This window comes from Agrobacterium sp. SORGH_AS_0745, from assembly GCF_030818995.1.
GTDB classification, from domain to species: Bacteria; Pseudomonadota; Alphaproteobacteria; order Rhizobiales; family Rhizobiaceae; genus Agrobacterium; species Agrobacterium tumefaciens.
This window is the reverse complement of record NZ_JAUTBI010000003.1, coordinates 1,161,487-1,187,335: the sequence shown is the minus strand read 5'-3', so window position 1 is coordinate 1,187,335 and position 25,849 is coordinate 1,161,487. Positions and strand designations below refer to the sequence as shown.

The following is a 25,849-nucleotide window of genomic DNA, read 5'->3' as shown; positions in this document are numbered from 1 at the left end:
GGGTGCGAAGCTTGCGCGAGCGTTGCCTTTATCCGCAATCCGCGAAAGGAAGGGAACCGCCAGATGAATGCTGTCTAGAACAGATCGAAGTCTCCGGCGACCTTGTCCAGCGGCTGCGAATGGCCATGGCGGATGGCTGCGCCCAGCGCCTTTTGCATTTCTGCCAGCTTGACGAGGCTGAGCGCGGTCGAGACATCCACGATCCAATCACCGGGAATGGAGCCGGTGACGGTATCGATGAACTCGGCAAGGCCGCGGGTTTTCTGGACGGCAAGGTCGATGCCCTGCAAGAGCTTGACGCCATCGCTGGACAATTCGCCGCTTGTCGCTTCCAGCAGTTGCGGCTCGATGCGCTCGATCAGATAGGCGACATCGTGCAGTTCCGATACCACGCGCATCAGAACGTCGGGCAAGGCTTCTTCGAACGGAGTGGTGCCGGTGTTGTTTGCAATCTGCATTGGAAACTCCGTGACTAGAAAAATTCGATGTCGTTGGCGACGGGCTTGGGGGCCGGCACCGGACGCGTTTCCATGGCGACCGTCTTCTGGGTTTCCGCGCCGCTCAGCGGATGCTGTCGTGCACGGCCCGAAACCGGCCAGAACTCGATCTTACGGCCATGATCCCCGCCCGTGGAGGAGCTGATGACCGGTATGCCTTCATCCTTCAGAAACTGCATGGCAAAGATGGCGTTCTGCTCACCGACATTGGAGAAGCTGGCAATCGTTTTTGCGCCGCCGAAAACCTTCGCCTCCAGCCGGTCGCGGCGTGCGCCCTTCTTCAGAAGACCGTTGATCAGCAGTTCCATGAGATGCACGCCATAACGCGTCGCATCCCCACCGGTCACGTTGCCCGTTCCCGGCAGCAGGAAGTGGTTCATTCCTCCAATGCCGGCAACGGGGTCTCTCAGACAGGCGGCCACGCACGAACCGAGTATCGTCGTCATGACCACGTCGGGATCGCTGACAACCTTGTACTCGCCCTGAATGATATGTACGCGCTTGGCCGCAGCTTCAATCATTTCAGCGATCCGAAAACCGCTTCGATGGCTGCGCGCATCTTGTCGATGGTGAAGGGCTTAGCCAGCACGTTGTTTGCGCCGAGCTGCGCTGCCTTCTGCACCAGCGCACGGTCGCCCTGTGCGGTGAGGATGATGAAGGCCGCCTTTTTGAGGGTCGGGTTGGCCCGCACGGCGTGCAGGAAACCGAGACCGTCCATCTTGGGCATGTTGAAGTCGGAGATAACGAGATGATGGGGCTGCTGCTCCATGATCTTCAATCCCTGCTCGCCATCGCCAGCGGCAGTGATCTGCTTGAAGCCGAGCTGTGTCAGCGCATCGCTGAGCAGCAGCCGGCTGGTCACCTGATCGTCGACGATCAGAACTTTGATCTTTTCTGCGAGAGACATTAGTCAGCACCTTCTTTGCGGGCAGTGGTTAGTTTCAGGATTTCTTCGCCGATTGAGGCCAGCGGCAATTGCAGTTCAACGGCGCCAAGTTCAAAGGCCACTCTGGGCATGCCGTAGACGACACATGTTTTTTCGTTCTGGCCGACGGTTCGCGCACCGGCATGCCGCATTTTCAGCAGCCCGGCCGCGCCATCGCGGCCCATGCCGGTGAGAATGACGCCGACGGCGTTGCGTCCGGCAAGCTCGGCGACCGAATCGAACAGCACATCAACTGAAGGGCGATGGCCGTTGACGGGATCGCGCTCGATAAGCCGGCAGCAGGGCGCGTTACGATTGGAAATCTGCAAATGGCGTTCACCGCCCGGCGCAAGGTAGATCTTGCCGGTCTGCAGGCGCGCCCCATCCGTCGCCTCTTCCACGACGGGTGCGCAGATGCGGTTCAGCCGTTCCGCGAAACTCTTGGTGAAAGTCGGCGGCATGTGCTGGGTGATGACCGTCGGCGGACAATTGGCCGGGAACTTCTGGAGCACGGCAATCAGTGCCTCGACACCGCCGGTGGAGGAGCCGATGGCGACGACTTTGCGGCCGGCACGATAATCGCTGACCGGGGTCGGCTGGGCTGCGACAACGGGTTCCGGGCGCGCCGCGCGGTAGGCTGCGTGTTGCGACCGTGCGGCGGCCTTAACCTTGTCGGCCAAGTCGCCGAAGGGGCGCGCATCGCCCGGAGCCGGCTTGCCGACACAGTCGAAAGCACCGATTTCAAGCGCGGCGAGCGAGGCATCCGCGCCGCGGTGCGTCAGCGACGAGACCATGATGACCGGCATCGGCCGCAGTCGCATGATCTTTTCGAGAAACTCGAGGCCGTTCATTTCCGGCATCTCGATGTCGAGCGTCACGACATCGGGATTGAGCTGCTTGATGGCGGCGCGCGCTTCCATGGCATTGCCGGCCTGCCCAACCACCTCAACCTCCGGATCGGCCTTGAGGACGGCGGAAATCAGGCCACGCATGGTGGGGGAATCATCGACGACGAGGACCCGTGCGAGTGCGCTCATGCCTTCCTCCCGGACGTGTGACCAATGTAGCGGTAGGTGGTGATGCCGGTATTGTCGAACAGGTTCTTGGCGTCGCCGGACACTCTTTCGGAATGGCCGATGTAAAGATGACCGCCTTCCGGCAGCAGGCCTGCAAAACGCGTCCAGATACGCATCTGGGTCGGCTCGTCGAAATAGATGACGACGTTGCGGCAGAAGATGACGTCGAAATTGCCCTTGAAGGGCCATTGCGTCATCAGGTTCAGTTCATTGAACGTGATGAGGCGCTTGACCTTGTCATCGATGCGGAACTTGCGGCGACCGCCGGCATCAACTTCCGTGAACCATTGCTTGCGCATCGCGGGAGACACGGTTTCGAGAGCGTTATCGTCGTAAACACCGGCACGGGCCTGCGCCAGGATCTTCGGATCGATGTCCGTCGCCAGGATCTTGAAATCGTAGTCCGCCGCATTGGGAAACATGGCGAGCACGGTGAGCGCAATCGAATAGGGCTCCTGCCCGTCTGAGCAGGCGGCCGACCAGATGCGGACGCGCCCGCCAGTCTTTGCCCTTGCAATGAGGCCCGGCAGGACCTCGTCGCGCAGGTGTTCGAAATGGTGGTTCTCGCGGAAGAAGCGCGTGAAATTCGTCGTCAGGTGCGACAGCATTTCGCGGCGCGCAGCCGCTCCATCGGGCGATGACACCAGTGCGCAATATTCCCGAAACCCGGCCAGTCCGAGATTGCGGATATGCTTGGACAAGCGCGAATAGACCAGCGACGCCTTGGTGTCGTTGAGATAGATGCCCGCATCCGCGTAGATCATCGCAGCGATCTCCGACAAATCGCGTCTCGTCAGCGGATATTCGCCGCTGGCAAGAACGTCATCGGGAGACTGTCGCTGATCGCTGAGATTAAGTGCTGCCATTGGATATCCGCCTTCAACCCGTCGCCGCGAGTGACATTTCCTGTTTCAGTGGCTGCCCGCGCGAAGCGCTGACGATGGCGTCGACATCCAGAATGAGCGCAACGCGTCCGTCACCCAGAATGGTGGCGGCGGCAATGCCTGGAACATGGGTATAGTTGGCTTCCAAAGACTTGATGACGACCTGGCGCTGTCCCTGGATCGCATCGACCATCAGGGCGCGCTGGCCGCCGCCTTCCGATTCCACCAGAAGCGCCACGCCTTCCACAGGATCGGCCTGGGTCGGACGGAAGTTCAGAACGCGTCCGACATCGACCAGCGGGCAGAAAGAGTTGCGGATGGAAATCAGCCGCTGGTTGGCGCCGAAGGAGTGAATGTTCTTCGCTTCCGGCTGCAGGGTTTCCACGATTGCCGTCAACGGAACGACAAGCGTCTGCCCGGCCACGGTTACCACCATGCCGTCGAGAACGGCAAGCGTCAGCGGCAGGCTCATGGTGAAGGTCGAGCCAAGACCGGGGCGCGAGGAGATGTTGATGCGGCCGCCAAGCGCCTGAATGGAACGCTTGACCACATCCATGCCGACACCACGGCCGGAAATGTCGGAAATCTTGTCCGCGGTAGAGAAGCCCGGCGCGAAGATCAGATTGTCGATCTCCTCATCCGTGAGGTTCGCATCGGCGGCAATGAGATCGTTGTCGATCGCCTTCTGGCGAACGCGCTCGCGGTTGATGCCCGCGCCGTCGTCCTGAAGCTCGATCAGGATGCGGCCCGACCGGTGCTTGGCCGAAAGCTTGATGGTGCCTTCCGGGTTCTTGCCAGCGGCTTCGCGTTTTTCCGGCGTTTCGATGCCGTGGTCCACCGCATTGCGGATCATGTGCGTCAGGGGTTCGGCCAGCTTGTCGATGACCGTCTTGTCGACTTCCGTGTTCTCGCCTTCGGTAACGAGGCGGATCTGCTTGCCGATCATGTCGGCAACTTCGCGAACGATACGCGACATGCGCTGGAAGACAGGCTTCACCGGCTGCGCACGGATCGCCATGACGCTGTCCTGGATTTCGCGCGTCAATTGCTGGAGTTCGTCGAGACCCATGTTGACGGCAGACGTGCCGCTCGCATCGTTTTCGATGACGCTCTGCGACAGCATCGCCTGATTGATGACAAGCTCGCCGACGAGGTTGATCAGGCGGTCAACACGGTCGAGATCGACACGGATGGTCTGGCCGGCGCTTGCATTGGCCGCGGCATTGGCATTCGCCTGCGCTGCGGCCGGCGCTGCCGCAGCCTCACGCTTTTCGATTGCGGCGTTGACGCTCTGGGCGATCTGCGTCGTTGCGACGGCAGCCTCGACGACTGCGGCAACGTAGGGCTCTTCCGCCCCGGCGGTCACAACGGCCGGTTCCCCTTCCGCATCGCCGTCGAGAGCCGACAGGTCGAACGGAACCGGGATCATCGGCAGCTCTTCCGCATCCGCAGCGGTTTCCGAAAGAATCGGGGTGATTTCGAGATCGCAATCCCATTCGGCGAATTCGAAGACGCTGCGGATTCCCTCTTCACCCTTGTCGGTCGAGATCGAAACCGTCCAGGAGAAATAGGACGCTTCTGGATCGAGCTTGTCGAGCGAGGGCAGTTCCGACAGGTCGCAATTGACGCTCATCTCACCGATGCGCGAGAGATCGCGCAGGAGAAGGGCTGCTTCATTGCCTTTCGAATAAAGCGATGCGTGCGGCTTGAAGGTTATCTGGAAAGACGGCGTCTCCATCAACGGCGTCGTTTCATCGGCAAAGTCCGAGAAGGAGAACGGGATCGGCTCGAAACCGCTATCGTCTGTCGGCTTGGGCGCAACGGGTTCCGGCATCTTTGCGACAACCGGCGCTGCAACCGGCGCGGATGAGTGGACGGTTTCGCCGTTGGCCAGGGCTTCCAGTTCCTTGACGAGGCCACGGGTGCGGCTTTCGTCGACGCTGCCGCCGTCTCTTGCCGCATTGGTCAGGTCCGCCAGCACGTCGGCGGAACGCAGCATGACTTTCAGGACGTCCTGTGTCGGTTCCAGCTTGTTGGAGCGAACGCAGTCGAGGGTCGTTTCAAAAACGTGGGCGAAGGCCACGAGATCATCCAGACCGAAGGCACCCGCCCCGCCCTTGATGGAATGAACGGCACGGAAAACGGCGTTGACGGTTTCCGGATCACGGTCACCGTCATTCAATTTAAGAAGCCCCGATTCCAGTTCCGCGAGTTGTTCCTCGCATTCCTGGAAAAAGATTTCCTTGATTTCGTTCATATCCATCGTGAAATGTCCCGTATCAGGCAGTTACGCGTTCAATGGCATCGATGAGCTTCGCAGGATCGAACGGCTTGACGATCCAGCCGGTCGCACCGGCCTGACGGGCGCGGTTCTTCTTCTCTGCGTCGCTTTCGGTCGTCAGAACGAGGATCGGTATGGCCCGGTACTTCTCGTTGCGACGCACACCCTCGATGAAGCCGAAACCGTCAAGACGGGGCATGTTGATATCGGTCACGATGACGTCGGGGTTGCTCTGCTCCAGCACTTCAAGACCCTCAATGCCGTCTTCGGCCTGAATTGTCTCGAAACCGGCATTGTTGAGCGTGACCAGGAGCATGTTCCTGATCGTTCTGGAATCATCCACGGTAAGAACTTTTTTCTTCACTTCTTGATCTCCTTCAGGAGCAAATGATCGATTTCGACGCCTATCAGTTTCATGGTCTTGTCGAATGCATCGGACACTCTGGCAAAACCGAACGGCTTGCCGTCCTCTTCCCAGGACTTCGCACCGGCCATCAGGACCTGGGCGCAAAGCGCACCGATACGTTCCACCTCGGACGCATCCACCGACAAAGGTGCTCCTCTCAGCGTCATCAGCTTGCCGTGCAGCGCCGATGCCTCGTTGAGATCCAGCACCGGTGACAGTTTCAGCGTCGCCTCAGCTGCTTTTCTGGCTGCCATTACATGACTCCTTGGCGTCTGAATTGTTGGTAATCCTGGCCGTAATCCGTGCGGTTATCCGCACGGGCCACAAATGATGTGTCCTGCCGAGCCGTAGCGGCGACAGCTGCCGCCTGTCCCTGACGGGCAATGCGGAATTCGCGAATGGTGCGGCCGAGTTCCAGAATGACAGTGTGAAGCGTATCGGCCTCCGAGGAGCCATTGCCCATATCGGCAAGGTTCCGGTCAGCCTGTCTTTGCTGTTCACCGATGTCGGCAGCGACTGATTGCAATTCGCCGGCGTGCTCTGCCGCGTGCCGGGAGACCTCGGTGATCATGTCGTTGATGCCGGATACCTGCCGGACAACACCGCCGATTGCGTCCTGCGTGCGGTTGACCATGTGCACGCCGCCTTCGACCTGCTTTTTCGTGGAGCCAACGAGGCTTTTGATCTCTCTTGCAGCGTCTGCGGAACGCTGGGCCAATGCCCGGACCTCCTGCGCGACAACGGCAAAACCGCGTCCGCTGTCACCGGCGCGTGCTGCCTCGATACCGGCGTTGAGGGCGAGAAGGTTCGTCTGGAAAGCGATCTCGTCAATCGTGCCGATGATCCGTCCGATCTGCTCGGCGGATTGCTCGATATCCGACATGGCGTTTATCGCCTCGCCGATTGCCTTGCCGCTTTCGACCGCCGCCTCACGGGCATGGGAAACCGCCGTCTCCGCCGCCGAAATGCGGGCGCCGTTTTCGGCCACATCCCCGATCATCGTCTGGATCGCACGGGAGGTCTCGGCAAGGGCCGCGGCCTGCTGGCGGGAGCGCTCCGCCATGGAACGGCCAATGTCGGCAAACCGCGCGCTCAGCGCCTCGGCTTCACCGATGCTGTTTTGAGCCGATGTCAGTGACGCGCCAATCGTCTCGAGTGCCGCATTGAAAGTGGCAGCAACGTCGCGGTAGGCGTCGGGCACGTCGCCGCCGATGCGGGCCTGCAAATCGCCTGCGGCAAATGCCGTCAACGCTTCGCCCAGCAACCTTGCGGCTTCAGAGCGGTCATTGTCGCGCTGTTCTGCCAGTTCCCGACCATGGCGCAGGCGCAATTCATTGAAGCGCAACGATACGGCAATCTCGGTATCGACCATCACCAGACGGACGACGTTCTTGACGGCTTCCGCCAGTTCGCGGCTCTTTTTCCGGTTGCCGGGCAGGATGGAGCGCGGCGCGTGCTCAGTCACCAGACCGCCCAGCAGATGTTCCAGAACGACGGCATGGCTGGCGATCTGCCAGCGCGGATCGAGACCCATGCGACCGGCATTGTCGGAAAGCACTTTCACCCGCTCGGCATAAAGCCCATCGAAACGCGCATCGGTCAGCACGCTCCAGTGCGAGGATTGCAAATCGTGCAGGCGGTCGAGCTGGTTTTCGCTTTCGAAAGACGGCGAACAGTCCGGCATGGACTGGAAACGGTTCATCACATCGCGCAGGCCGGCCTTAACGTAAGGCTCCAGCATGCTGCGATAATTGCGCAGGAAATCGGATTGCGTCTCGTCGAGGCCGGCAAAGCGCAACCGCCCCGCCAGGCTTGCGCCTGCCGATCTCCGCGCTTGTTCTGATGGCAAGTCCTGCCCCAACCGACGACCCCAATAATATGACGGCCGGTAAAACCCGGCCAAATGGCAAGGTTCAGAACGCCAGCACCCTTAAGGGGGATTTTTGAACGAACATACCCATCGCGGACGATGCGGCATCGACGCTTGCCTGACCTTCTTGAACCAAGAAACGAAATACCGGATCGGGCCCGGTACGGCAGTGCGGCGTCATGCCTGGAAGGGGAGATAACCCCATTCCGCCGTGGAAATACCATCAATCTTTATGGTTAATTCCTTGCTTGAAAGTTAAGAAACATCAGCACCGGCGTCAAACGGTAAAATTTGTAAAAGCTTTTAGCCATTGTCGCCCCTACTTTGCCGCAAACGGGCAAAAACGAAAAGGAATCGGACGCGACGGGCGGTTTTTCCAGCCTGTGCGCTGGACAAGCGTGTCCGCCTTCCCCTAAAACAAATCAACGGGATATTCGCTCAGCGGTGATGCTTTAGAGAGACCTTTACGATCAAGGAGACGCCAACTTGTTACGGATGGAGAAATGCCGCTGTTCAAGGCGCCATCCGCAAGTGTTGATCGGTCTTGTGGTTGCGAGCCTGCTCGTCATAATCGGCTTTCAGGCGCCATCCGGCATCAAGGCAATCTCAAAGACCAGCCGTCTGGAACGATTGCAGACGGCTGACCTAAGCCACTCCCCCTCGCTTCGCGATAAGGACTGCACCACCGGCGACGATCACGGCTGCAAGGCTCACAACGGTGCTCCGGGGCTTCGCCCCGTCGGTTTTCCCTCGACCATCCTGCGGATCGTGGCTGACGCCAAACCGGCCGTCACGCCTGTTGCCATCGCGCCACAAACTTTCCGAGACTTTGCGAACGTGGTTCCAAGAGCACCTCCGCATATTATCTCTTAGTCATTCCGGCGGTCCTCATCATTCGGTTCCTTGCGAACCTTGAGGGATCGGAGTCGTCGGAAACCCGCCGTAGGCTCCAATTCCAGAGAGAAAACCGCCGCCGCATATGACACTTGCAACCGTTCTACCATTTATTATCGCATTGCCGTTCGTCGGCGCTCTCATAACGGCCTTCATGCCGCGCGAAGGCGCGGCCGCAAGCGCGGCCTACGTAGCAAGCGCCGTAGCCCTCTTCGGCCTGGTCGGCAGCATCCTTCTTTATCCAAATGTCAGTGGCGGTGGCGTGCTGAAATACGATGTGGAATGGCTGCCGCAGCTGGGGCTTAATTTTACCCTGCGGCTGGATGGCTTTGCCTGGATTTTCGCGATCCTCATTACCGGCATCGGCCTGCTCGTGGTTCTCTACGCCCGATATTACATGTCGGCCCAGGACCCTATTCCACGGTTTTTCGCCTTTCTGCTCGCCTTCATGGGCTCGATGCTCGGCATAGTGCTGTCCGGCAACGTCATTTTGCTGTCGATCTTCTGGGAAATGACCAGCATCTTCTCGTTCCTGCTGATCGGCTACTGGCACCAGAATGCCGGCGCGCGCGATGGCGCCCGCATGGCGCTGACCGTGACCGGCATCGGCGGGTTCAGCCTGCTCGCCGGGCTTCTGATCCTCGGCCACATGGCGGGAAGCTACGATCTGGACAAGATCATCGCGGCCGGTCCCGATATCCGCGCCCATTCCCTTTATCTGCCCGCACTTATTCTCATCCTTGGCGGCGCGCTGACGAAAAGCGCACAGTTTCCGTTTCATTTCTGGCTGCCCAATGCAATGGCGGCGCCCACGCCCGTTTCCGCCTATCTGCACTCGGCCACCATGGTGAAGGCCGGGGTTTTCCTGCTGGCGCGGTTCTGGCCGGTGCTGGCAGGCACGCCGGAATGGTTCTGGCTGGTGGGTGCTGCAGGCGTCATCACCCTGCTGCTCGGCGCCTATTTCGCCATGTTCCAGCAGGACCTGAAAGGCTTGCTCGCCTATTCGACCATCAGCCATCTGGGGCTCATCACCACGCTTTTGAGCCTGGGTAGCCCGCTTGCGGCGGTTGCAGCGATCTTCCACATGGTCAACCACGCCACCTTCAAGGCATCGCTGTTCATGGCGGCCGGCATCATCGACCATGAAACCGGCACGCGCGACATGCGGCGGCTGAGCGGGCTTTACACCTATATGCCGGCAACCGCGACGCTCGCCATGGCGGCGAGCGCTGCAATGGCCGGCGTACCCCTGTTCAACGGCTTCCTCTCCAAGGAAATGTTCTTTGCCGAGGCCGTCGAAACCCACGCAGACTCGCTGCTCGACCGGGCTTTGCCATACGTCGCAACGTTGTCAGGCGCCTTCGCCGTTGCCTACTCGCTACGCTTCATCCACACGGTCTTCTTCGGCCCCAAGCCGGTTGACCTGCCGAACCCCAATCCGCATGAGCCGCCGCGCTGGATGCGTTTCCCTATCGAGTTCCTGGTTTTCGCCTGCCTGATCGTCGGCATCGTTCCGAGCCTGTCGATCGGCCCGTTCCTGCATTCGGCTGTGCTTTCCGTTCTCGGTCCGCAAACACCCGTCTACAGCCTGTCGATTTGGCACGGTTTCAACCTGCCGCTCATCATGAGTATTGCGGCACTCGGCGGCGGCGTTGCCATCTATGCCCTGCTCGGCGGCTATTTCTCCCGCTGCGACGACGGCCCGCCAATCTTCCGGCATCTTCGGGGACAGCGCATCTTCGAGCGCATTCTCGTCACCGTGTCCTGGAAGTGGGCGCGGTGGCTGGAAAGCACGCTCGGCACCCGGCGCCTGCAGCCGCAGCTGAGGCTTCTGATCCTCGTGGCGATTCTTGCCGGTTTCTCGCCGCTTTTCCTCTCGGAATTTTCATTGTCGCTGCCGCGCGTGACGTCCTTCGATCCGATCTTTGCCATTCTGTGGCTGATCGGCATGATCGCTGCGCTGGGTGCCGCCTGGCAGGCGAAATATCATCGTCTCGCCGCACTCATCATGCTCGGCGTCTCGGGCCTTGTCACCTGCCTCACATTCGTCTGGCTTTCTGCACCCGATCTCGCGATCACCCAGTTGCTGGTCGAAATCGTGACCACCGTTCTGATCCTGCTCGGTCTCAGATGGCTGCCGAAACGCTTCGAGAAGGTGGACAGCAGCGATGAATTGCCGGCGCAGCTTCGCCGCGCCCGTGACTTCCTGCTGGCCGCAGCAAGCGGCATTGGCATGTCCGTCATCGCCTATGCGGTCATGACCCTGCCCGTGCCGAACGCCATAGCGACCTATTTCCTTGAGCGCGCTTATTCGGAAGGCGGCGGCACCAATGTCGTCAACGTCATCCTCGTCGATTTCCGCGGCTTCGACACGTTCGGCGAAATCGCGGTGCTGGCGATCGTGGCGCTGACGGTCTTTGCGCTGCTTCGCCGTTTCCGCCCTGCGCATGAAAGCATCGGGGTGCCGGAACAGCAGCAGATGCAAAACGCCTTCGATGCGGAGCGGGCCCGACCGCAGCAAGGGCGATACGGTGCGCGACTATCTCTATGTACCGTCCATCGTCATGCAATGGATGTTCCCGGTTATCGTCACCTTTTCGATCTTCCTGTTCATACGCGGCCACGATCTGCCCGGCGGCGGCTTTGCGGCCGGCATCACCATGGCAATCGCGTTCCTGCTGCAATATCTCGCCGGCGGCGCGCGCTGGGCGGAGGATCGCATCCGCATCCTGCCGCTGCGCTGGATGGGCTTCGGCCTTCTGATGGCGGCGGCAACCGGCATGGGGTCGTGGTACTTCGGCTATCCGTTCCTGACCTCTTATTTCCAGTACACGGAGATACCCTATATCGGCAAAATGCCGACAGCATCCGCCTTGCTGTTCGACCTCGGCGTCTTCTCGCTGGTCGTCGGCTCCACCGTTCTTATTCTTATAGCACTGGCACACCAATCGTTGCGTAACTACCGCGTTCGCACGCCTGAAGCCGCAAAAGCCGAGGACGTGTAATGGAACTCATTCTTTCAATCGGCATCGGCATCATGACCGGCTCCGGCGTCTGGCTGATCCTGCGCCCACGCACTTATCAGGTTATCGTCGGGCTTTCGCTGCTGTCCTATGCCGTCAACCTGTTCATCTTCGGCGTCGGCGGCATCAAGACCAATGCGCCGCCGGTGCTGGTGAACGGCGTCGACAGTTCCACGCTTGCCGACCCCGTGCCGCAGGCGCTGGTGTTGACGGCAATCGTCATCGGCTTTGCGACGACTGCGCTGTTCCTCGTCGTGCTTTTGGCCGCCCGAGGGCTTACCGGCACCGACCATGTGGACGGGAGGGAATCGAAATGATGTCGTTCCCCTTCCACATCGTCATCGCGCCCATTCTGGTGCCGCTGATCACCGCAGCCCTCCTGTTGTTCTTCGACGAGCGCCAGCGCGTGGCGAAGGCCGCCATCAGCCTTGCCTCGACCGCGATATTGCTTGTTGTCGCCATCCTGCTGTTCCGCGAGGTGAACTCGACGGTCAATACCGAGATTGCGGCGGTGGTTTCGAGCGGGGTCTATCTGCTCGGCAACTGGCCGGCGCCCTTCGGCATCGTGCTCGTTGCCGATCGCCTCTCCGGGCTGATGGTGCTTTTGACGGCCTTGCTTGCCATTCCCTCGCTGATCTATTCGCTGGCGAAATGGCATAAGGCAGGCGCGCATTTCCATTCGCTGTTCCAGATGATGCTGATGGGCGTCAACGGTGCTTTCCTGACCGGTGACCTCTTCAACCTCTTCGTTTTCTTCGAGGTTATGCTCGCGGCATCCTATGGTTTGCTGTTGCATGGCTCCGGTCAGCAGCGCGTCAAGGCCGGGCTGCATTACATCGCCATCAACCTCGTCGCCGCATTGTTCTTCCTGATTGGCGTCAGCCTCATCTATGGCGTCACCGGCACGCTGAACATGGGTGACCTTGCCCACCGCATCGACGGCCTCAACCCGGACCAGCGCATGCTGCTTGAAACCGGCGCTGCGGTTCTCGGCATCGCGTTTCTGGTCAAGGCTGGCATGTGGCCGCTGAATTTCTGGCTGCCTTCCGCCTATGGCTCGGCTTCAGCACCTGTCGGCGGGCTGTTTGCTATCATGAGCAAGGTCGGCATCTACGTCATTGCCCGCCTGTCCTTCCTGCTTTTCGGGCAGACGGCCGGGGAATCGGCCGGTTTTGGCCATGATGCCCTGCTTGTCGGCGGCATCGCCACCATCATCTTCGGCGCCATCGGCGTTCTTGCCTCACAGGCGCTTGGGCGGCTGGCCGGGTTTTCGGTTCTGGTGTCCTCGGGAACGCTTCTCGCCGCCATGGGCACCGGCAATCCCACGGTTGCAGCCGGCGCGCTCTATTATCTCGTCAGTTCCACACTCACCATCAGCGCTTTCTTCATGCTGATCGAACTGGTGGAACGCGGGCAGGATGCCGGCGCGAACGTTCTTGCCGTAACCATGGAAGCCTATGGCGAGGGCGAAGAGGAGGAAGAGGAAGAAGAAGTCGGCGTAACCATGCCCGGCACCATGGCGGTGCTCGGGGCGTGTTTTGCAGCCTGCGGCATTCTCCTCGCCGGTCTGCCGCCGCTCTCGGGCTTCATCGCCAAATTCTCCATGCTGACCGCCATTCTCAACCCTTCAGGGCTGGGGGCCAATGACAGCGTCTCCACCCTTTCCTGGTGGCTGGTCTTCCTGATTGTCTTTGCAGGTTTCGCCTCGCTGATCTCGATGACCCGCGCGGGCATCCGCACCTTCTGGGCCTCCCTCGAAGGCACAGTACCGCGTGTTCTCGTCATCGAAATAGCGCCCATCATGCTGCTGCTGGGACTGACACTCGCCATGACCGTGCAGGCGGGGCCGGTGATGCGCTACATGCAGGAGACGGCGCGTATTCTCGATCTGCCGGCCAGCTACATTCAGGGCGTCATTTCCGCCCCAAGAGCGGGAACCAATCCGGAGGCGCAGCCATGATAAGCCGTGTCCTGCCCTACCCGCTGCTGACGGTGTCGCTGATCATCTTCTGGATGACGATCAACAGCTTTTCAGCTGGACATCTGCTGCTAGGCACCGGTGTGGCCCTCATCGCCTCCTGGGCTATGGCGTCGCTCCGGCCGGCAAAACCGCGCATCCGCAACTGGCACAAGCTCGTCAAGCTGATCGCGATCGTGCTTTACGACATCGTCCTGTCCAATATTTCCGTCGTGAAGATCATTCTGTTCCAGCGCGAGAGAGATCGCAAATCCGGTTTCCTCGCGGTGCCGCTCGATATTCGCGATCCGATGGGATTGGCCGTTCTGGCGACAATCCTCACCTCGACACCGGGAAGCGCCTGGCTCGAATACAATTCCAGCCAGGGCACGCTTCTGCTTCATGTTCTCGACGATGAGGATGAGGCGGCCTGGATAAGCCTCATCAAGAACCGATATGAAAAACTGTTGATGGAGATATTCGAATGAGTTCGATTATCCTTTTCTGGTCCTTTTCGCTCGCGCAGCTGATGCTCGCCATTGCCATGACGATTTCCGTTTACCGCATCGCCATCGGCCCGCGCGCCCAGGACCGGGTGCTCGGCGTCGACACGCTCTATGTCAACGCCATGCTGCTTCTCTTGACCTTCGGCCTGCGCACCGGCAACGACATCTATTTCGAGGCCTCGCTGCTCATCGCGATCCTTGGCTTCGTCTCCACCGTTGCCCTGTCCAAATTCATGATGCGTGGCGAGGTGATTGAATGAACAATGCCGCAGAATTTCCGCTCTGGGCCGCCATTCTGGTGGCGTTCTTCGTCCTTCTGGGCGCCTCGCTGACGCTGATCGGCACCATCGGCTTTGCCAAGCTCAACAGCTTCTACGAGCGCCTGCACGCGCCGACGCTCGGCACCAGCTGGGGCACCGGCGGCATCGTCATGGCCTCGATCATCTATTTCTCCGTCTCCGGCGACCGCTTCGCCTTCCACGAGATCTTCATCGGCATCTTCGTGACGGTGACGACGCCAGTGTCGCTGATGCTGCTGGGGCGTGCCGCACTTTATCGGGACCGGGCGGAGCAGAATACGGATAACCGGGAGCATCTGTAGCACCGCGGACTCAGAAAAGTTTTGCGTGAATTACCTTCCTGAAGGTCAAGGAAACTCTCCTGCGACGGGTCTTATCCGATGATCCACTTGCGGGCGGCTTTCCGATTGTTGGACAAGTGGGCAGACGTAACGCATCGAGTTACATCGTCCGCGCTAAAAAACTGGTGACAACGGAAGCAATCTGATCTCGCCAGCGCGGGGGAGGCAACACGCATTCAATTCAGGAAAAAATGAAATTAAGAAGAATGGTGCCCGGAGGCGGATTTGAACCACCGACACGCGGATTTTCAATCCGCTGCTCTACCAACTGAGCTATCCGGGCACTTCAGGTCCTTGAAGAACCTCCGCTTTTGGCGGGCGGGGCTGTTTGGTGCCCCGAAAGTGAGCGGGGTTATAACATCTTGTTCGGACATGGCAAGCGCCATAGCGAAGTTTTTTGACAGTTTTTTCACGGCGCCTGTGGATGGCTGGAATACGTGCGCTGTGAAGGCCTTATCGTGGCTGGAAACGCGCTATCTGCAAACCGCCAGACCTGATCAACATCAGTCAGGTGGCGGATTCAGGCGCGGCTGATCCAGGCGAGCGGCGGTTGGGCGGCTTGGGGCAATTATGCCCCTTCCCTGCGCCGTGCGGCAAGTCCAAGCGCAAAAGGCACCACAGCCACCAGAGCCGCCATGACGGGTGAGGACGCGAAGATGCGGCTGGCAAGCGAGGTAACGGCGACGGAGCGCACAACCATCATCAGGCGCGAATTCTCGTGGTCTTTCTCGTGCCTGATATCTGTAGGTTTGTGGCGGGTTGGATGGGACGCCGATTCCAGCTTTTTCACATCGCGACGCAGCTTTTCCAACTGTTTGCGGAGTTCGTCCAGTTCCGCGCGTATCGACTGGTCCACCGTAGCGGAAGCACGCGCCTCTCGGACAGCGGGCTTTTCTGCCTCTTTCTCCGCAGCTTCTTCATCAAGTTCAGCCAAGTGGTCGTCAAGGTCCGATGGTTTGTCGAAACCATGGGATCGCAGCGATGTCTTCATTGCAGTCTCCTGAAGTGTCCTGAATTGCGGCACCGGGCGCGCATCGCCCGTTCACGCCTTCTCAACGCCCCAGCCGGGCAAAGGATGCACATAAAGCGACGGTATCGGCACGATAGGCCGATAAAAAAACAGGCCCCGAAGGGCCTGTTCATTTGTGTGTCTTGAAGGCTTATGCCGCTTTCGCGGTGCTGCCATAGGGATCGAAGCGACCGTAGAAGGTCTCGCCCTTGGCCGCCATGTCCTTCAGAAGCGGCGTCGGCTTGAAGCGTGGGCCATAGGTCTCGCTCAGCTTCTCGGCCAGCGCCACGAAGGTCTTCACGCCCATGCCGTCGATATAGGAGAGGGCGCCGCCGGTGTAGGGCGCAAAGCCGAAACCGAGGATGGAGCCGACATCGGCCTCACGCGGGTCGGTGACGATGCCTTCTTCCACGGTGCGGGCGGCTTCCAGCGCCACGGTGACCAGAAAGCGCTGTTTCAGCACTTCCATATCCACATCCTCCGGCTTCTGCTGAGGATAGAGATCCTTCAGGCCGGGCCAGAGGGACTTCTTGGCAGGCTTTGGCGGGTAGTCGTAAAAGCCCTTGGCGTTCTTGCGGCCAAAACGGCCCTCGCCTTCCACCAGCTTCTTCACCAGTTCCATATGGCGCGGATCGACAGCCTTTTCACCGAGATCGGCAACGGTTGCTTTCAGGATCTTGTAGGAAAGATCGATTGCCACTTCGTCGTTCAGCGCCAGCGGGCCGACCGGCATGCCGGCGAATTTCGCGGCATTCTCGATCATGGCGGGCGGCACACCCTCGATCAGCATGTCGTAGCTTTCCGCCATGTAACGCAGCACGCAGCGATTGACGAAGAAGCCGCGCGTATCGTTGACGACAATCGGCGTCTTCCTGATCTTGGCCACATAATCCAGCGCGACGGCCAGCGCCTTATCGCCCGTTTCCTTGCCGAGGATGACTTCCGTCAGCATCATCTTCTCGACCGGCGAGAAGAAGTGGATGCCGATGAAATCCACCGGGCGCTTGGAGTTCTTCGCAAGCCCGGTGATCGGCAAGGTGGAGGTGTTGGAGGCGAAAATTGCGCCTTGCGGCAACACGGCTTCCACGGCCTCGATGACGGCCTTCTTCACGTCGCGGTCTTCGAAGACGGCCTCGATGACGAGATCGGCGTCGGAGAGCGCCGCGTAATCCGCTGTCGGGGTAACGAGGTCGAGCAAGGCCTTGCCTTCATCCTGCGTCAGCCTGCCCTTGCCGATGGCGGCCTTGACGCTTTCCTCGCAATGGCCCTTGCCCTTGTCGGCGGCTTCCTGATCGCGGTCCACCAGCGTGACGGGGATACCGGCTGCGGCAGTGACATAAGCAACGGCGGCGCCCATGAAGCCCGCGCCGACGACGCCGACCTTTCTGAACTCCGTCTTCGGCTGACCGGCCGGGCGGCGCGCGCCCTTGCCCAGTTCCTGCATGGAAACGAACAGCGAGCGGATCATGCCGAAGGCTTCCTTCGAACGAAGGATTTCGGTGAAATAACGCTGCTCCACCTTCAACGCCGTATCGAACGGCAATTGCAGACCCTCATAGACGCATTTCAGGATAGCAAGTGCTGCCGGATAGTTGCCGGCGCTTTCACGGCGCAGGATCGCCGGAGCGGCCGGCCAGAGCTGGGCAGCGGCCGGCGTCCAGATGCCGCCGCCGGGGGCCTTGAAGCCTTTTTCATCCCAGGGGGCAACCGGCTTCAGGCCGTCCTTGATCATTTGCTTGGCAGCGGAAATGAGCTGATCCGGATCCACCACCTGATGAACCAGCCCCATGGCCTTGGCGCGCGCACCGGTCAGCGACTGACCGGTGGTCATCATCTGCAAGGCGGATTGCGCATCGGTCAGGCGCGGCACGCGCTGGGTGCCGCCGGCACCAGGGAAGATGCCGACCTTGACTTCAGGAAGGGCTATCTTGAGGCTCTTGGCATTCGACGCGACGCGACCGTGGCAGGCAAGCGACAGCTCGAAAGCGCCGCCCATGCAGGTGCCGTTGATGGCTGAGACCCAGGGCTTGCCGTTGGTCTCCAGCTTGCGGAACAAGCCGGTCATGCGGCCGACCAGTTCGAACAGCTTGGCGGCTGCCTGATCCGGGTCCTTCGCCTTCTCGTCATTGTAGAAGGAGAACATCGACTTGATCATCGAAAGATCGGCACCGCCTGAAAACGTGCTCTTGCCGGAGGTGAAGACAACACCCTTGACGGCAGCGTCGGCGACAGTTGCGTCAACGATGGCGTTCAGTTCGTCCATCACCTCGGAAGTGAAGACATTCATGGACTTTTCCGGCATGTCCCAGGTGACAAGGGCAATGCCGTCTGCGTCCGTCTCGATGGTGAAATTGGTATAAGTGCTCATTTGGGGATTCCTCTTCCCTGAATTTTGTTTCGCCGGACTTCCCGATCCCTCATTCCTGTGCCTGTCACAGGAACCCAGTCAGCCCAAGTCTTTGGGCTGGAATACTCTCGCGCGCCGCAGACGCGGCGCTGCTGGGATCCCTGTGACGAGCACAGGGATGAGGAGCCTGGGGTTAGTCCTCCGTAACTCAAACCCGCTCGATAACGGTCGCTGTGCCCATGCCCGCGCCGATGCAGAGCGTGACGAGGGCAGTGTTCAGATCGCGCCGCTCCAGCTCGTCAAGCACCGTGCCGAGGATCATCGCTCCCGTCGCACCCAGCGGATGGCCCATGGCGATTGCGCCGCCATTGACGTTCATCCTGTCGTGGCTGATGTCGAAGGCCTGCATGTAACGCAGCACGACGGCGGCGAAGGCCTCGTTGAGTTCGAAAAGATCGATATCGGCAAGCGACATCCCGGTCTTTTTAAGAAGCTTCTCGGTCACATCCACCGGGCCGGTCAGCATCAGCGCCGGATCGGAACCGATATTGGCGAAAGCCCTGATGCGGGCACGCGGTTTCACGCCCATAGCCTCGCCGCCCGCCTTGGAACCAACCAGAACGGCGGCCGCGCCATCGACGATACCGGACGAATTGCCCGCATGGTGCACGTAGTTGATACGCTCCACTTCCGGGTGCGCCATGATGCCAACGGCTTCGAAGCCGCCCATTTCACCCGGCATCTGGAAAGAGGGGTTGAGGGAAGCCAGCGCCTGCATGTCCGTACCGGGGCGCATATGCTCGTCGCGGTCGAGGATCGTCAGGCCGTTGCGGTCCTTCACGGGGATAACGGACTTGCTGAAATAGCCCTTTTCCCAGGCATGCGCGGCGCGCTTCTGGCTTTCGACAGCATAGGCGTCGACATCGTCACGGGAAAAACCGTATTTGGTGGCGATGAGATCTGCCGACACGCCCTGCGGCATGAAGAAGGCGGGGAAGTTGACCGAAGGGTCCATGTACCAGGCGCCACCAGACATGCCCATGCCGACGCGCGACATGCTTTCCACGCCGCCGGCAATGACGATATCGTCGGAGCCTGCCTTGACCTTGCCGGCCGCGAAGTTGATGGCATCGAGACCTGAAGCGCAGAAGCGCGAGATCTGCATTCCCGGTGCCTTGTTGGAATAACCGGCCTCGAAGGCGGCGGCTTTCGGGATAACTGCACCGGCATCCATGACAGGATCGACACAGCCCATGATGATGTCGTCGACAGCAGACGTATCGAGCCCGTTGCGGTCGCGGATGGCTTCCAGCGTCTTGGCGGCAAGGCGAACGGAGGGCACCTCATGCAGGCTGCCATCCTTCTTGCCGCGTCCGCGCGGGGTGCGGACATGGTCATAAATGTAAACGTCGGTCATTAACTCTCTCCCTCGGCGCGTGACACGCCCTGTCAGAATGCTTCCGCAGCCAGTTCCATCATGGTGTCCGCACCGGTTTCGATGCGGGCCTTGCGTAGCGCCGTTTCCGGCATGATGCGCTCCATATAAAACTTCGCCGTGACAAGCTTGGTCTTGAGGAAATCCTCGTCCGAAGTGCTACCTGCCGCAAGGGCTTCGCTCGCCGCCTTCGCCATGCGGGCCTGCATGTAACCCAGCACCACGGTACCGAAGAGGTGCATGTAATCGGTCGAACCGGCACCGGCATTGTCTGGCTTGGCCATGGCGTTCTGCATGAACCACATGGTTGCGGCCTGTAGATCGTTCAAGCCCTTCTTCAGACCCTTTGTGTAAAGGCTGAGCTTTTCGTCGGCGCGGTTTTCCTCGCAGAAATCGCCGATTTCCTTGAACAGCGCCATGACGGCACGGCCGCCATTCATGCCGAGCTTGCGGCCGACCAGATCGAGCGCCTGAATGCCGTTCGCACCCTCATAGATCATGGTGATGCGGGCATCGCGGACATATTGGCTCATGCCATGTTCCTCGATATAGCCGTGACCGCCGAAGACCTGCTGCGCCATGACGGCATGGTCGAAGCCCTTGTCAGTCAGCACGCCCTTGAGGATCGGCGTGACGAGACCGAGCAGGTCATCTGCCGTCTGACGCTCTTTCTCATCGGTCGACCGATGGGCGATATCGGATTGCAGCGCGGTCCACAGAAGGAAGGCGCGGCCAGCCTCGTTATAGGCCTTGATAGTCATCAGCGTACGGCGGATATCCGGGTGCACGATGATCGGATCGGCCTTCTTATCGGGGAATTTCGCCCCGGAAAGTGAACGGCCCTGAATGCGCTCGCGGGCATATTCGACCGCATTCTGATAGGCGATCTCACCCACGGACAGGCCCTGAAGGCCGACGCCGAGGCGGGCTTCGTTCATCATCACGAACATGGCGGAGAGACCCTTGTTCTCCGCACCCAAGAGATACCCCGTCGCATCGTCATAGTTCATGACGCAGGTGGCGTTGCCGTGGATGCCCATCTTGTGTTCGATCGCGCCGCAGGTGACGCCGTTGCGCTCGCCGAGCGAACCGTCCTCCTTCACGAGGAATTTCGGCACGATGAACAGCGAAATACCCTTGGTGCCTTCCGGCGCGCCCTCGATGCGGGCAATCACCAGATGGACGATATTGTCAGTCATGGAATGTTCGCCGGCCGAAATGAAGATCTTCTGGCCGGAAATCTTGTAGCTGCCGTCGCCCTGCGGAACTGCTTTTGTGCGCAGCAGGCCGAGATCGGTGCCGCAATGGGGTTCTGTCAGGTTCATGGTGCCGGACCATGTTCCCTCGACCATCTTCGGCAGATAGGTTTCTTTCTGGTCCTGCGTGCCATGGACGAGGACGGCAGCGATGGCGCCCTGCGTCAGGCCGGGATACATCATCAGCGACAGGTTGGCGGACGACATATACTCGCCAATCGCCGCATGCAGCGTATAGGGCAGGCCCTGCCCGCCGAATTCCGGCGGTACGGCGAGGCCGATCCAGCCGCCTTCACAATAGGCGTCGTAAGCCTCCTTGAAACCATCAGGAACGGAAACCGAACCATCATCTGCACGCTTGCAGCCCTGTTGATCGCCAGACAGGTTCAGCGGGAAAAGCCGCTCCTCGGCAAGTTTCGCCGCCTCGCCGGTAATAGCCTCGATCATGTCAGGGGTTGCATCCTCGAAGCCGGGCAGGTTGTTATACCGCTCGAGGCCAAGAACGTCGTTCAGAATAAAAAGCGTGTCTTTAACTGGGGCCTTGTAAACAGGCATTACCGATGTTCCTCCGCATCGTGAAAGCCGGAGCCGATCCGGCCGATATGGGATGACAATATTTGACGTGCGCGTAAACGTCAAATAAATTCCGGTCGAATGTCATGGCCCTTTTTCCGCGCAATGCTTGGCCAGCCCCACGCGAAAGCGTTACACGCCGCAAAAGTTAAAAAATTCCAACCATAGTTAACCACTTCTTTACCACGTTTCGTGAATTCTCCGACACGAGGTAACTGCTTCGTCAATCGAAGCATTTTCCTCCATGGGGGCAAATACCGGCTCTAGAATTGCTGCATGTTGTGCGACGGCATTATCAGGCGGGTAGCCGTTGCAACAAACACCGGGCACGCCGGACGGAAGCGAAGCGAGCGAGAAGATGAACGGATTGCGATCGAAAAACCAAAGCCCGAGCGACAGGTCGTCTCTTGATGCTCTCAATCGCACCATTGAAGGCCTTGAAGCCCGCATCGAAGGGCTGATGAGCCAGAAATTTCCGCGCGACCCCCGGGCCACGACAGCTGAGCCGAAAAACGAGGCCCATGCCGCGCCGCGCGAGCCACGCGCCACCGTCACCCCGCCGCAACTCGACCCGGTCAACGAAATCCGCCAGCGCCAGCGCCTGCTTGAGGCAAGCTTCCAGCGCCCGCAGGAGCCCGTTGCGCGCCCGGAACGAACCATCACCAGACCGCTTGCGCCTGAATACCGGCCGAACGACGTGCAGAACGCGGCGGCCAACCCCGCACCGCGCGCGCGCTCCATCCCGCCCTATCAGGAGCAGCAGCGAAACGACGCGGCCTTGCAGGAGATCGCGCAGGCGCTCGTCAACCTGCGGCATGAGCTGAAGCACGATATTTCAGAAGGCGTGGCGCGCGAAGCGCAAGGGCTGCGAGCCGAAATCCGAAACATTCGCGCGATCGCGGAAGACCAGCAGTTCATCGGCGACCTGCGCGACGATATTGCAAGGCTTGCCGGCAGCATCGACCAGCTCGGCAATCTGGCCTCTCCCGATGCCTACGGGCTGCGCAATGAATTCGATGACCTGCGCCTCACCATCGATCAGCTTGCGCGTGAAGACAGCGTACATCGGATCGAAAGCCGCTGGAACACCGTGGAAGACACGTTGCGCGGTTTCGACACGGCCTCGCTGCAGGATGAAATCGTCTCGCTCGCCTATCGTCTCGACGACATCAAGACCCAGCTCGGCGGCATGAGCAACAATCCCGCCGTGCGCGTGCTTGAGGAAAAGCTGATCACCATCGCAAGCGCGGTGGAGCAGCTCGGCAAGCATATGCAGCCGAACGAGGCTGCCTTTACCGAACAGTTTTCCGGTCTGGACCAACGACTGGATGAAATCAGCCGCGCCATTGCCGCTACTGGCGCCCGCTCCAACAATGCACAGGCCACCGACAACGCACTGGCACAGCGGCTGGAAACCCGCCTGAACGGCCTTGCCGAACAGCTCGGTGATATCAATCGTATTGCCGCCGCAAAGCCCGATCCTGCTGTGGATCTCACCGCCCGTCTCGAAACGCTGGCCGCCAAGATCGACGAATTGAGCACGGCGCGCGACGCGGCACAGCTGCACGAGCGACTGGACCAGCTTTCCCTGCTTCTGGAGCGTTCGCAGCGCCCCTCACAGCAGGCGGAACTGACATCGTTCCTCAGCGACATTTCCCGCAAGATCGACGCGCTGGATCACGGCACCGTCAATGACGGCCTGGCGGAACGGCTCGACACGCTTTCCCGGCGCATCGAAGACCTTGACTATCGCTACAGCCAGCCGCAGCCCGTTGCTGGTTTCAACGAAGGCACTTTTTCGCGCCTGGAAGAACGGCTTGGCGATATCGCGGCCCGTCTGGACGAGACCGCCCATGCCGCACCCGCCGACAGCGGCGCTTTGCTCAGCCTCGAAAATCAGATCGCCCATCTCTCCTCGCTAATCAGCCAGCCGGGTCATCACCAGCCGGCGGGCATGTCGCCGGAACTCGATGCCCGCATGTCGGCGATCGAGGACTACATGGCGTCCAACGATGAATATATCATCGAAGCGGCTCGACAGGCGGCCGAGGCCGTTCTGGACGCCTTTACGCGCAACAATGTCTCCTCCGGCGCAAACCTCGCCGATATGACGATGCTGACCGATCTTGCCACCGATCTGCGCAGCCTCGAGGCGCTGAGCCGCAACACGGAAGAACGCACGCACCGCACCTTCGAGGCGCTGCACGAAACGCTGGTGCAGATTGCCGGTCGACTGGACAGCCTTGATAATCGCGCACCCGCTCCCGCCTATCGGGAAGAGGCAGCGCCACGCAACGTCGCGCAGCATATGATTACGCCCGCCCGCGAAGAAGTGGCCATGCCGGCCGCCATCTTCCCGCAAGAGGGCTACATCGCCGAAGAACAGCTTATTCTCGAAGACACGCGCGATGCCGGCGAAAACGGCGCGGGTGCGATGGCAATCGTGCCGCCCGCCGCTGCAAAACCCGCAAAAGCAGAGAAAAAGAGCCTGCTTGCCGGACTGACCAAGCGTTTCAAAACCGGCACGGCGAAGACCGCCAAATCGGCAGAAGAACCCGTATCGGCAACCACCACCCGCACGCAGGTGGAACCCGCCCCTTCGCTCGATCCGATCGACGTGCTGCCCGCGGGCCAGGAGAACGAACTTCTGGAGCCCGGCTCTGGCGCACCTGATATCAAGAAAATACTGGAACGGGTGCGCGCCAGCCAGGTCGCTTCCAGCGGCAAGGCGGCGGACGCAGAAGGCCGCACGGATTTCATCGCCGCCGCCCGTCGCGCAGCGCAGGCTGCCGCCATGGAAACCTCCCCGGAGAAGCTTGAAACCGGCAAGAAAAATCGCAAGCCCGACGCTTCGGCGCTTTCACGTTATCGTCGCCCGCTGCTGCTCGGCATCGGCGCCATTCTTCTTGCGATGATGGCCATGCCGCTCGTCAAGACGATGATGGGCGGCGCGGAAGCCCCGGCACCGGTCATCGAAGAGAAGATGGGCGATGCCCCGGTCTCCACACTTCCCGAGACCGGCGACAAGGCCGTGACCATTCCGTCCGAACTGGCTATCGATCCGCAGGAGGCGGCATCCGCCGACAGCATCGAAAACGCAGCACCGTCGGAAAACACCATCGATCCGCGTACCATTGGCGGCGCGCCGCTTGCCAATGAACCGCCTGTTGCCGATGCGCCCACCGTGGATGCGGCGACATCAGGCACTGTCGCACAGAGTGAGCCGCAGGCACCGGTGCAGGCCGCTACCACAACTGCCGCCGCCCAGGGCGCGATTGTAGTTCCCGCCGGTATCGAGCCAGCATCGCTGGCGGAAGCCGCAGCGAAGGGCGACACGCAGGCGCTGTACGAGATTGCAGCACGCTACACCGAAGGTCGCGGCCTTGCCGCCGATCGCGCGGAAGCCGCCAAATGGTACAAGCTGGCTGCGGATCGCGGCCTTGCTCCCGCACAATATCGTCTCGCCAACCTTTACGAGAAGGCGAATGGCGTCGAGCGCAACCTTTCCGAAGCGAAGCGCTATTACACGCTGGCAGCCGAACAGGGCAATGCAGGCGCCATGCACAATCTCGCCGTCCTGCTCGCCTCCGATGCGGCCGGCCAGCCGGATTTCACCACCGCCGCGCAATGGTTCATCAAGGCTTCCGAACTCGGCGTCCGCGACAGCCAGTTCAACCTTGCCATTCTCTACGCGCGCGGAAGCGGCGTGAAGCAGGATATCGAGGAATCCTACAAGTGGTTCTCCATTGCAGCCAAGGATGGCGACACGGACGCTGCCCAGAAGCGTGACGAGGTTGCGGGAGCGATGAACCCGCAGCAGCTTCAGAGCGCACGTGCGAAAGCCGACGCGTGGAAGGTCAAGCCGCTTTCGGAAGACGCCAACAGTGTCAACCCGCCCGAGGAATGGGCTGGCAAGGACGGCGTGAAGACTGCCTCCGTGGACATGGAAAAGGCTATCCGCAACATTCAGGCAATCCTGAACAAGAACGGTTTCGATGCCGGCCAGCCCGACGGCAAGCTTGGCAAGAACACGGTTACCGCCATCAAGGATTTCCAGAAATCCGTTGGCCAGACACCCGACGGGCGCATCACCAACGAGCTGGTGACAGCGCTGCTCGCCCGCAACAAATAACCGTTTCGCAACGGACGAGGCGGCCTCCCCGGCCGCTTCCCCGCAGTTTGGCGCCGGAATGTGGCGCTGCTCCCACGCCTGATCGCTATCTTTCCAAATTATCAACGTATTTACCGTTGAATGTTGACACGTCGGACC

The 25,849-nt window shown here is 60.4% G+C and carries 20 protein-coding genes, 1 tRNA gene and 1 pseudogene; 8 read left to right on the top strand and 14 right to left on the bottom strand.

The genetic code is table 11. The annotated features are described in order from the left end of the window. Positions 1–74 precede the first annotated feature (74 nt). Genes cheT through QE432_RS15445 form a run of 9 tightly spaced genes read right to left on the bottom strand, consistent with a single transcriptional unit; the run spans position 75 to position 7,930 of the window. Positions 75–458, bottom strand: a complete 384-nt coding sequence (cheT, locus tag QE432_RS15485; protein WP_003515012.1) for a chemotaxis protein CheT — start codon at positions 456–458, stop codon at positions 75–77. A gap of 14 nt (positions 459–472) precedes the next feature. After that, a complete protein-coding gene (gene cheD / locus QE432_RS15480; protein WP_003515010.1) occupies positions 473–1,018 on the bottom strand; it encodes a chemoreceptor glutamine deamidase CheD in 546 nt (181 codons plus the stop codon). Continuing rightward, positions 1,015–1,404 carry a chemotaxis response regulator CheY2 gene (cheY2, locus tag QE432_RS15475; protein ID WP_003515008.1) on the bottom strand — a complete coding sequence of 130 codons (390 nt, stop codon included), beginning with the start codon at positions 1,402–1,404 and terminating at the stop codon, positions 1,015–1,017. The genes cheD and cheY2 overlap by 4 nt, the downstream gene beginning before the upstream one ends. Continuing rightward, positions 1,404–2,459 (bottom strand): protein-glutamate O-methylesterase CheB, encoded by a 1,056-nt coding sequence (cheB, locus tag QE432_RS15470; RefSeq protein WP_013635453.1) that lies wholly within the window; start codon positions 2,457–2,459, stop codon positions 1,404–1,406. The genes cheY2 and cheB overlap by 1 nt, the downstream gene beginning before the upstream one ends. Continuing rightward, on the bottom strand, positions 2,456–3,364 hold the full coding sequence (gene cheR, locus QE432_RS15465) for a protein-glutamate O-methyltransferase CheR (protein WP_019564320.1): 909 nt from the start codon (positions 3,362–3,364) through the stop codon (positions 2,456–2,458). Before cheR ends, cheB begins: the two co-directional genes overlap by 4 nt. 13 nt (positions 3,365–3,377) lie before the next feature. Continuing rightward, positions 3,378–5,645, bottom strand: coding sequence for a chemotaxis protein CheA (locus tag QE432_RS15460; protein ID WP_112752207.1), 2,268 nt, complete (start codon positions 5,643–5,645; stop codon positions 3,378–3,380). A 16-nt stretch (positions 5,646–5,661) separates the two neighbouring features. Next, the gene (gene cheY1 / locus QE432_RS15455) at positions 5,662–6,027 is read right to left on the bottom strand and encodes a chemotaxis response regulator CheY1 (RefSeq protein WP_003493773.1); all 366 of its coding nucleotides are present in this window, start codon (positions 6,025–6,027) and stop codon (positions 5,662–5,664) included. Next, complete coding sequence (locus QE432_RS15450; RefSeq protein ID WP_013635450.1) at positions 6,024–6,323, bottom strand: STAS domain-containing protein; 300 nt, start codon at positions 6,321–6,323, stop codon at positions 6,024–6,026. Before QE432_RS15450 ends, cheY1 begins: the two co-directional genes overlap by 4 nt. Further along, complete coding sequence (locus tag QE432_RS15445; RefSeq protein WP_081308736.1) at positions 6,323–7,930, bottom strand: globin-coupled sensor protein; 1,608 nt, start codon at positions 7,928–7,930, stop codon at positions 6,323–6,325. Before QE432_RS15445 ends, QE432_RS15450 begins: the two co-directional genes overlap by 1 nt. Before the next feature lie 504 nt (positions 7,931–8,434). On the opposite strand from QE432_RS15445, the gene QE432_RS15440 reads away from it, so the two are divergent. From QE432_RS15440 to mnhG, 7 genes and pseudogenes are all read left to right on the top strand, one after another. Beyond that, a complete protein-coding gene (locus QE432_RS15440; protein ID WP_038489792.1) occupies positions 8,435–8,812 on the top strand; it encodes a hypothetical protein in 378 nt (125 codons plus the stop codon). Between the two features lie 106 nt (positions 8,813–8,918). Then, a pseudogene (locus QE432_RS15435) lies at positions 8,919–11,838 on the top strand (monovalent cation/H+ antiporter subunit A). Beyond that, the gene (locus tag QE432_RS15430) at positions 11,838–12,173 is read left to right on the top strand and encodes a Na+/H+ antiporter subunit C (protein ID WP_003514993.1); all 336 of its coding nucleotides are present in this window, start codon (positions 11,838–11,840) and stop codon (positions 12,171–12,173) included. The pseudogene QE432_RS15435 and the gene QE432_RS15430 overlap by 1 nt, the downstream one beginning before the upstream one ends. Beyond that, on the top strand, positions 12,170–13,816 hold the full coding sequence (locus tag QE432_RS15425; protein WP_162690612.1) for a monovalent cation/H+ antiporter subunit D: 1,647 nt from the start codon (positions 12,170–12,172) through the stop codon (positions 13,814–13,816). Before QE432_RS15430 ends, QE432_RS15425 begins: the two co-directional genes overlap by 4 nt. Then, positions 13,813–14,301: a Na+/H+ antiporter subunit E gene (locus QE432_RS15420; RefSeq protein ID WP_003514990.1), complete on the top strand. Its 489-nt coding sequence runs from the start codon at positions 13,813–13,815 to the stop codon at positions 14,299–14,301. The genes QE432_RS15425 and QE432_RS15420 overlap by 4 nt, the downstream gene beginning before the upstream one ends. Continuing rightward, positions 14,298–14,579: a K+/H+ antiporter subunit F gene (locus tag QE432_RS15415; RefSeq protein WP_003514989.1), complete on the top strand. Its 282-nt coding sequence runs from the start codon at positions 14,298–14,300 to the stop codon at positions 14,577–14,579. The genes QE432_RS15420 and QE432_RS15415 overlap by 4 nt, the downstream gene beginning before the upstream one ends. Then, complete coding sequence (gene mnhG, locus QE432_RS15410) at positions 14,576–14,920, top strand: monovalent cation/H(+) antiporter subunit G (RefSeq protein ID WP_003514988.1); 345 nt, start codon at positions 14,576–14,578, stop codon at positions 14,918–14,920. Before QE432_RS15415 ends, mnhG begins: the two co-directional genes overlap by 4 nt. Positions 14,921–15,166: 246 nt before the next feature. Here the strand turns inward: mnhG and QE432_RS15405 are convergent. The 5 genes from QE432_RS15405 to QE432_RS15385 all read right to left on the bottom strand — a co-directional run bounded on the left by QE432_RS15405 (position 15,167) and on the right by QE432_RS15385 (position 21,561). Continuing rightward, positions 15,167–15,242 (bottom strand) — tRNA-Phe (locus QE432_RS15405). Positions 15,243–15,527: 285 nt separating this feature from the next. Then, positions 15,528–15,950, bottom strand: coding sequence for a hypothetical protein (locus QE432_RS15400; RefSeq protein WP_013635445.1), 423 nt, complete (start codon positions 15,948–15,950; stop codon positions 15,528–15,530). Positions 15,951–16,119: 169 nt separating this feature from the next. Beyond that, entirely contained in the window at positions 16,120–18,336 is a 2,217-nt protein-coding gene (locus QE432_RS15395) for a 3-hydroxyacyl-CoA dehydrogenase NAD-binding domain-containing protein (RefSeq protein WP_019564326.1), read from the bottom strand. Between the two features lie 187 nt (positions 18,337–18,523). Continuing rightward, complete coding sequence (locus QE432_RS15390; protein ID WP_065688356.1) at positions 18,524–19,732, bottom strand: acetyl-CoA C-acetyltransferase; 1,209 nt, start codon at positions 19,730–19,732, stop codon at positions 18,524–18,526. Positions 19,733–19,764: 32 nt separating this feature from the next. Further along, a complete protein-coding gene (locus QE432_RS15385) occupies positions 19,765–21,561 on the bottom strand; it encodes an acyl-CoA dehydrogenase C-terminal domain-containing protein (protein WP_111782828.1) in 1,797 nt (598 codons plus the stop codon). 376 nt (positions 21,562–21,937) lie between these two features. On the opposite strand from QE432_RS15385, the gene podJ reads away from it, so the two are divergent. Further along, entirely contained in the window at positions 21,938–25,711 is a 3,774-nt protein-coding gene (gene podJ, locus QE432_RS15380; protein ID WP_306627072.1) for a cell division protein PodJ, read from the top strand. Positions 25,712–25,849 lie beyond the last annotated feature (138 nt).

What these genes read in the sequence shown, in the direction of transcription:
- cheT (WP_003515012.1), bottom strand. Translation starts at nt 458, where the DNA reads ATGCAGATTGCAAACAACACCGGCACCACTCCGTTCGAAGAAGCCTTG.
- cheD (WP_003515010.1), bottom strand. Translation starts at nt 1,018, where the DNA reads ATGATTGAAGCTGCGGCCAAGCGCGTACATATCATTCAGGGCGAGTAC.
- cheY2 (WP_003515008.1), bottom strand. Translation starts at nt 1,404, where the DNA reads ATGTCTCTCGCAGAAAAGATCAAAGTTCTGATCGTCGACGATCAGGTG.
- cheB (WP_013635453.1), bottom strand. Translation starts at nt 2,459, where the DNA reads ATGAGCGCACTCGCACGGGTCCTCGTCGTCGATGATTCCCCCACCATG.
- cheR (WP_019564320.1), bottom strand. Translation starts at nt 3,364, where the DNA reads ATGGCAGCACTTAATCTCAGCGATCAGCGACAGTCTCCCGATGACGTT.
- QE432_RS15460 (WP_112752207.1), bottom strand. Translation starts at nt 5,645, where the DNA reads ATGGATATGAACGAAATCAAGGAAATCTTTTTCCAGGAATGCGAGGAA.
- QE432_RS15450 (WP_013635450.1), bottom strand. Translation starts at nt 6,323, where the DNA reads ATGGCAGCCAGAAAAGCAGCTGAGGCGACGCTGAAACTGTCACCGGTG.
- QE432_RS15440 (WP_038489792.1), top strand. Translation starts at nt 8,435, where the DNA reads ATGGAGAAATGCCGCTGTTCAAGGCGCCATCCGCAAGTGTTGATCGGT.
- QE432_RS15430 (WP_003514993.1), top strand. Translation starts at nt 11,838, where the DNA reads ATGGAACTCATTCTTTCAATCGGCATCGGCATCATGACCGGCTCCGGC.
- QE432_RS15425 (WP_162690612.1), top strand. Translation starts at nt 12,170, where the DNA reads ATGATGTCGTTCCCCTTCCACATCGTCATCGCGCCCATTCTGGTGCCG.
- QE432_RS15420 (WP_003514990.1), top strand. Translation starts at nt 13,813, where the DNA reads ATGATAAGCCGTGTCCTGCCCTACCCGCTGCTGACGGTGTCGCTGATC.
- QE432_RS15415 (WP_003514989.1), top strand. Translation starts at nt 14,298, where the DNA reads ATGAGTTCGATTATCCTTTTCTGGTCCTTTTCGCTCGCGCAGCTGATG.
- mnhG (WP_003514988.1), top strand. Translation starts at nt 14,576, where the DNA reads ATGAACAATGCCGCAGAATTTCCGCTCTGGGCCGCCATTCTGGTGGCG.
- QE432_RS15400 (WP_013635445.1), bottom strand. Translation starts at nt 15,950, where the DNA reads ATGAAGACATCGCTGCGATCCCATGGTTTCGACAAACCATCGGACCTT.
- QE432_RS15395 (WP_019564326.1), bottom strand. Translation starts at nt 18,336, where the DNA reads ATGAGCACTTATACCAATTTCACCATCGAGACGGACGCAGACGGCATT.
- QE432_RS15390 (WP_065688356.1), bottom strand. Translation starts at nt 19,732, where the DNA reads ATGACCGACGTTTACATTTATGACCATGTCCGCACCCCGCGCGGACGC.
- QE432_RS15385 (WP_111782828.1), bottom strand. Translation starts at nt 21,561, where the DNA reads ATGCCTGTTTACAAGGCCCCAGTTAAAGACACGCTTTTTATTCTGAAC.
- podJ (WP_306627072.1), top strand. Translation starts at nt 21,938, where the DNA reads ATGAACGGATTGCGATCGAAAAACCAAAGCCCGAGCGACAGGTCGTCT.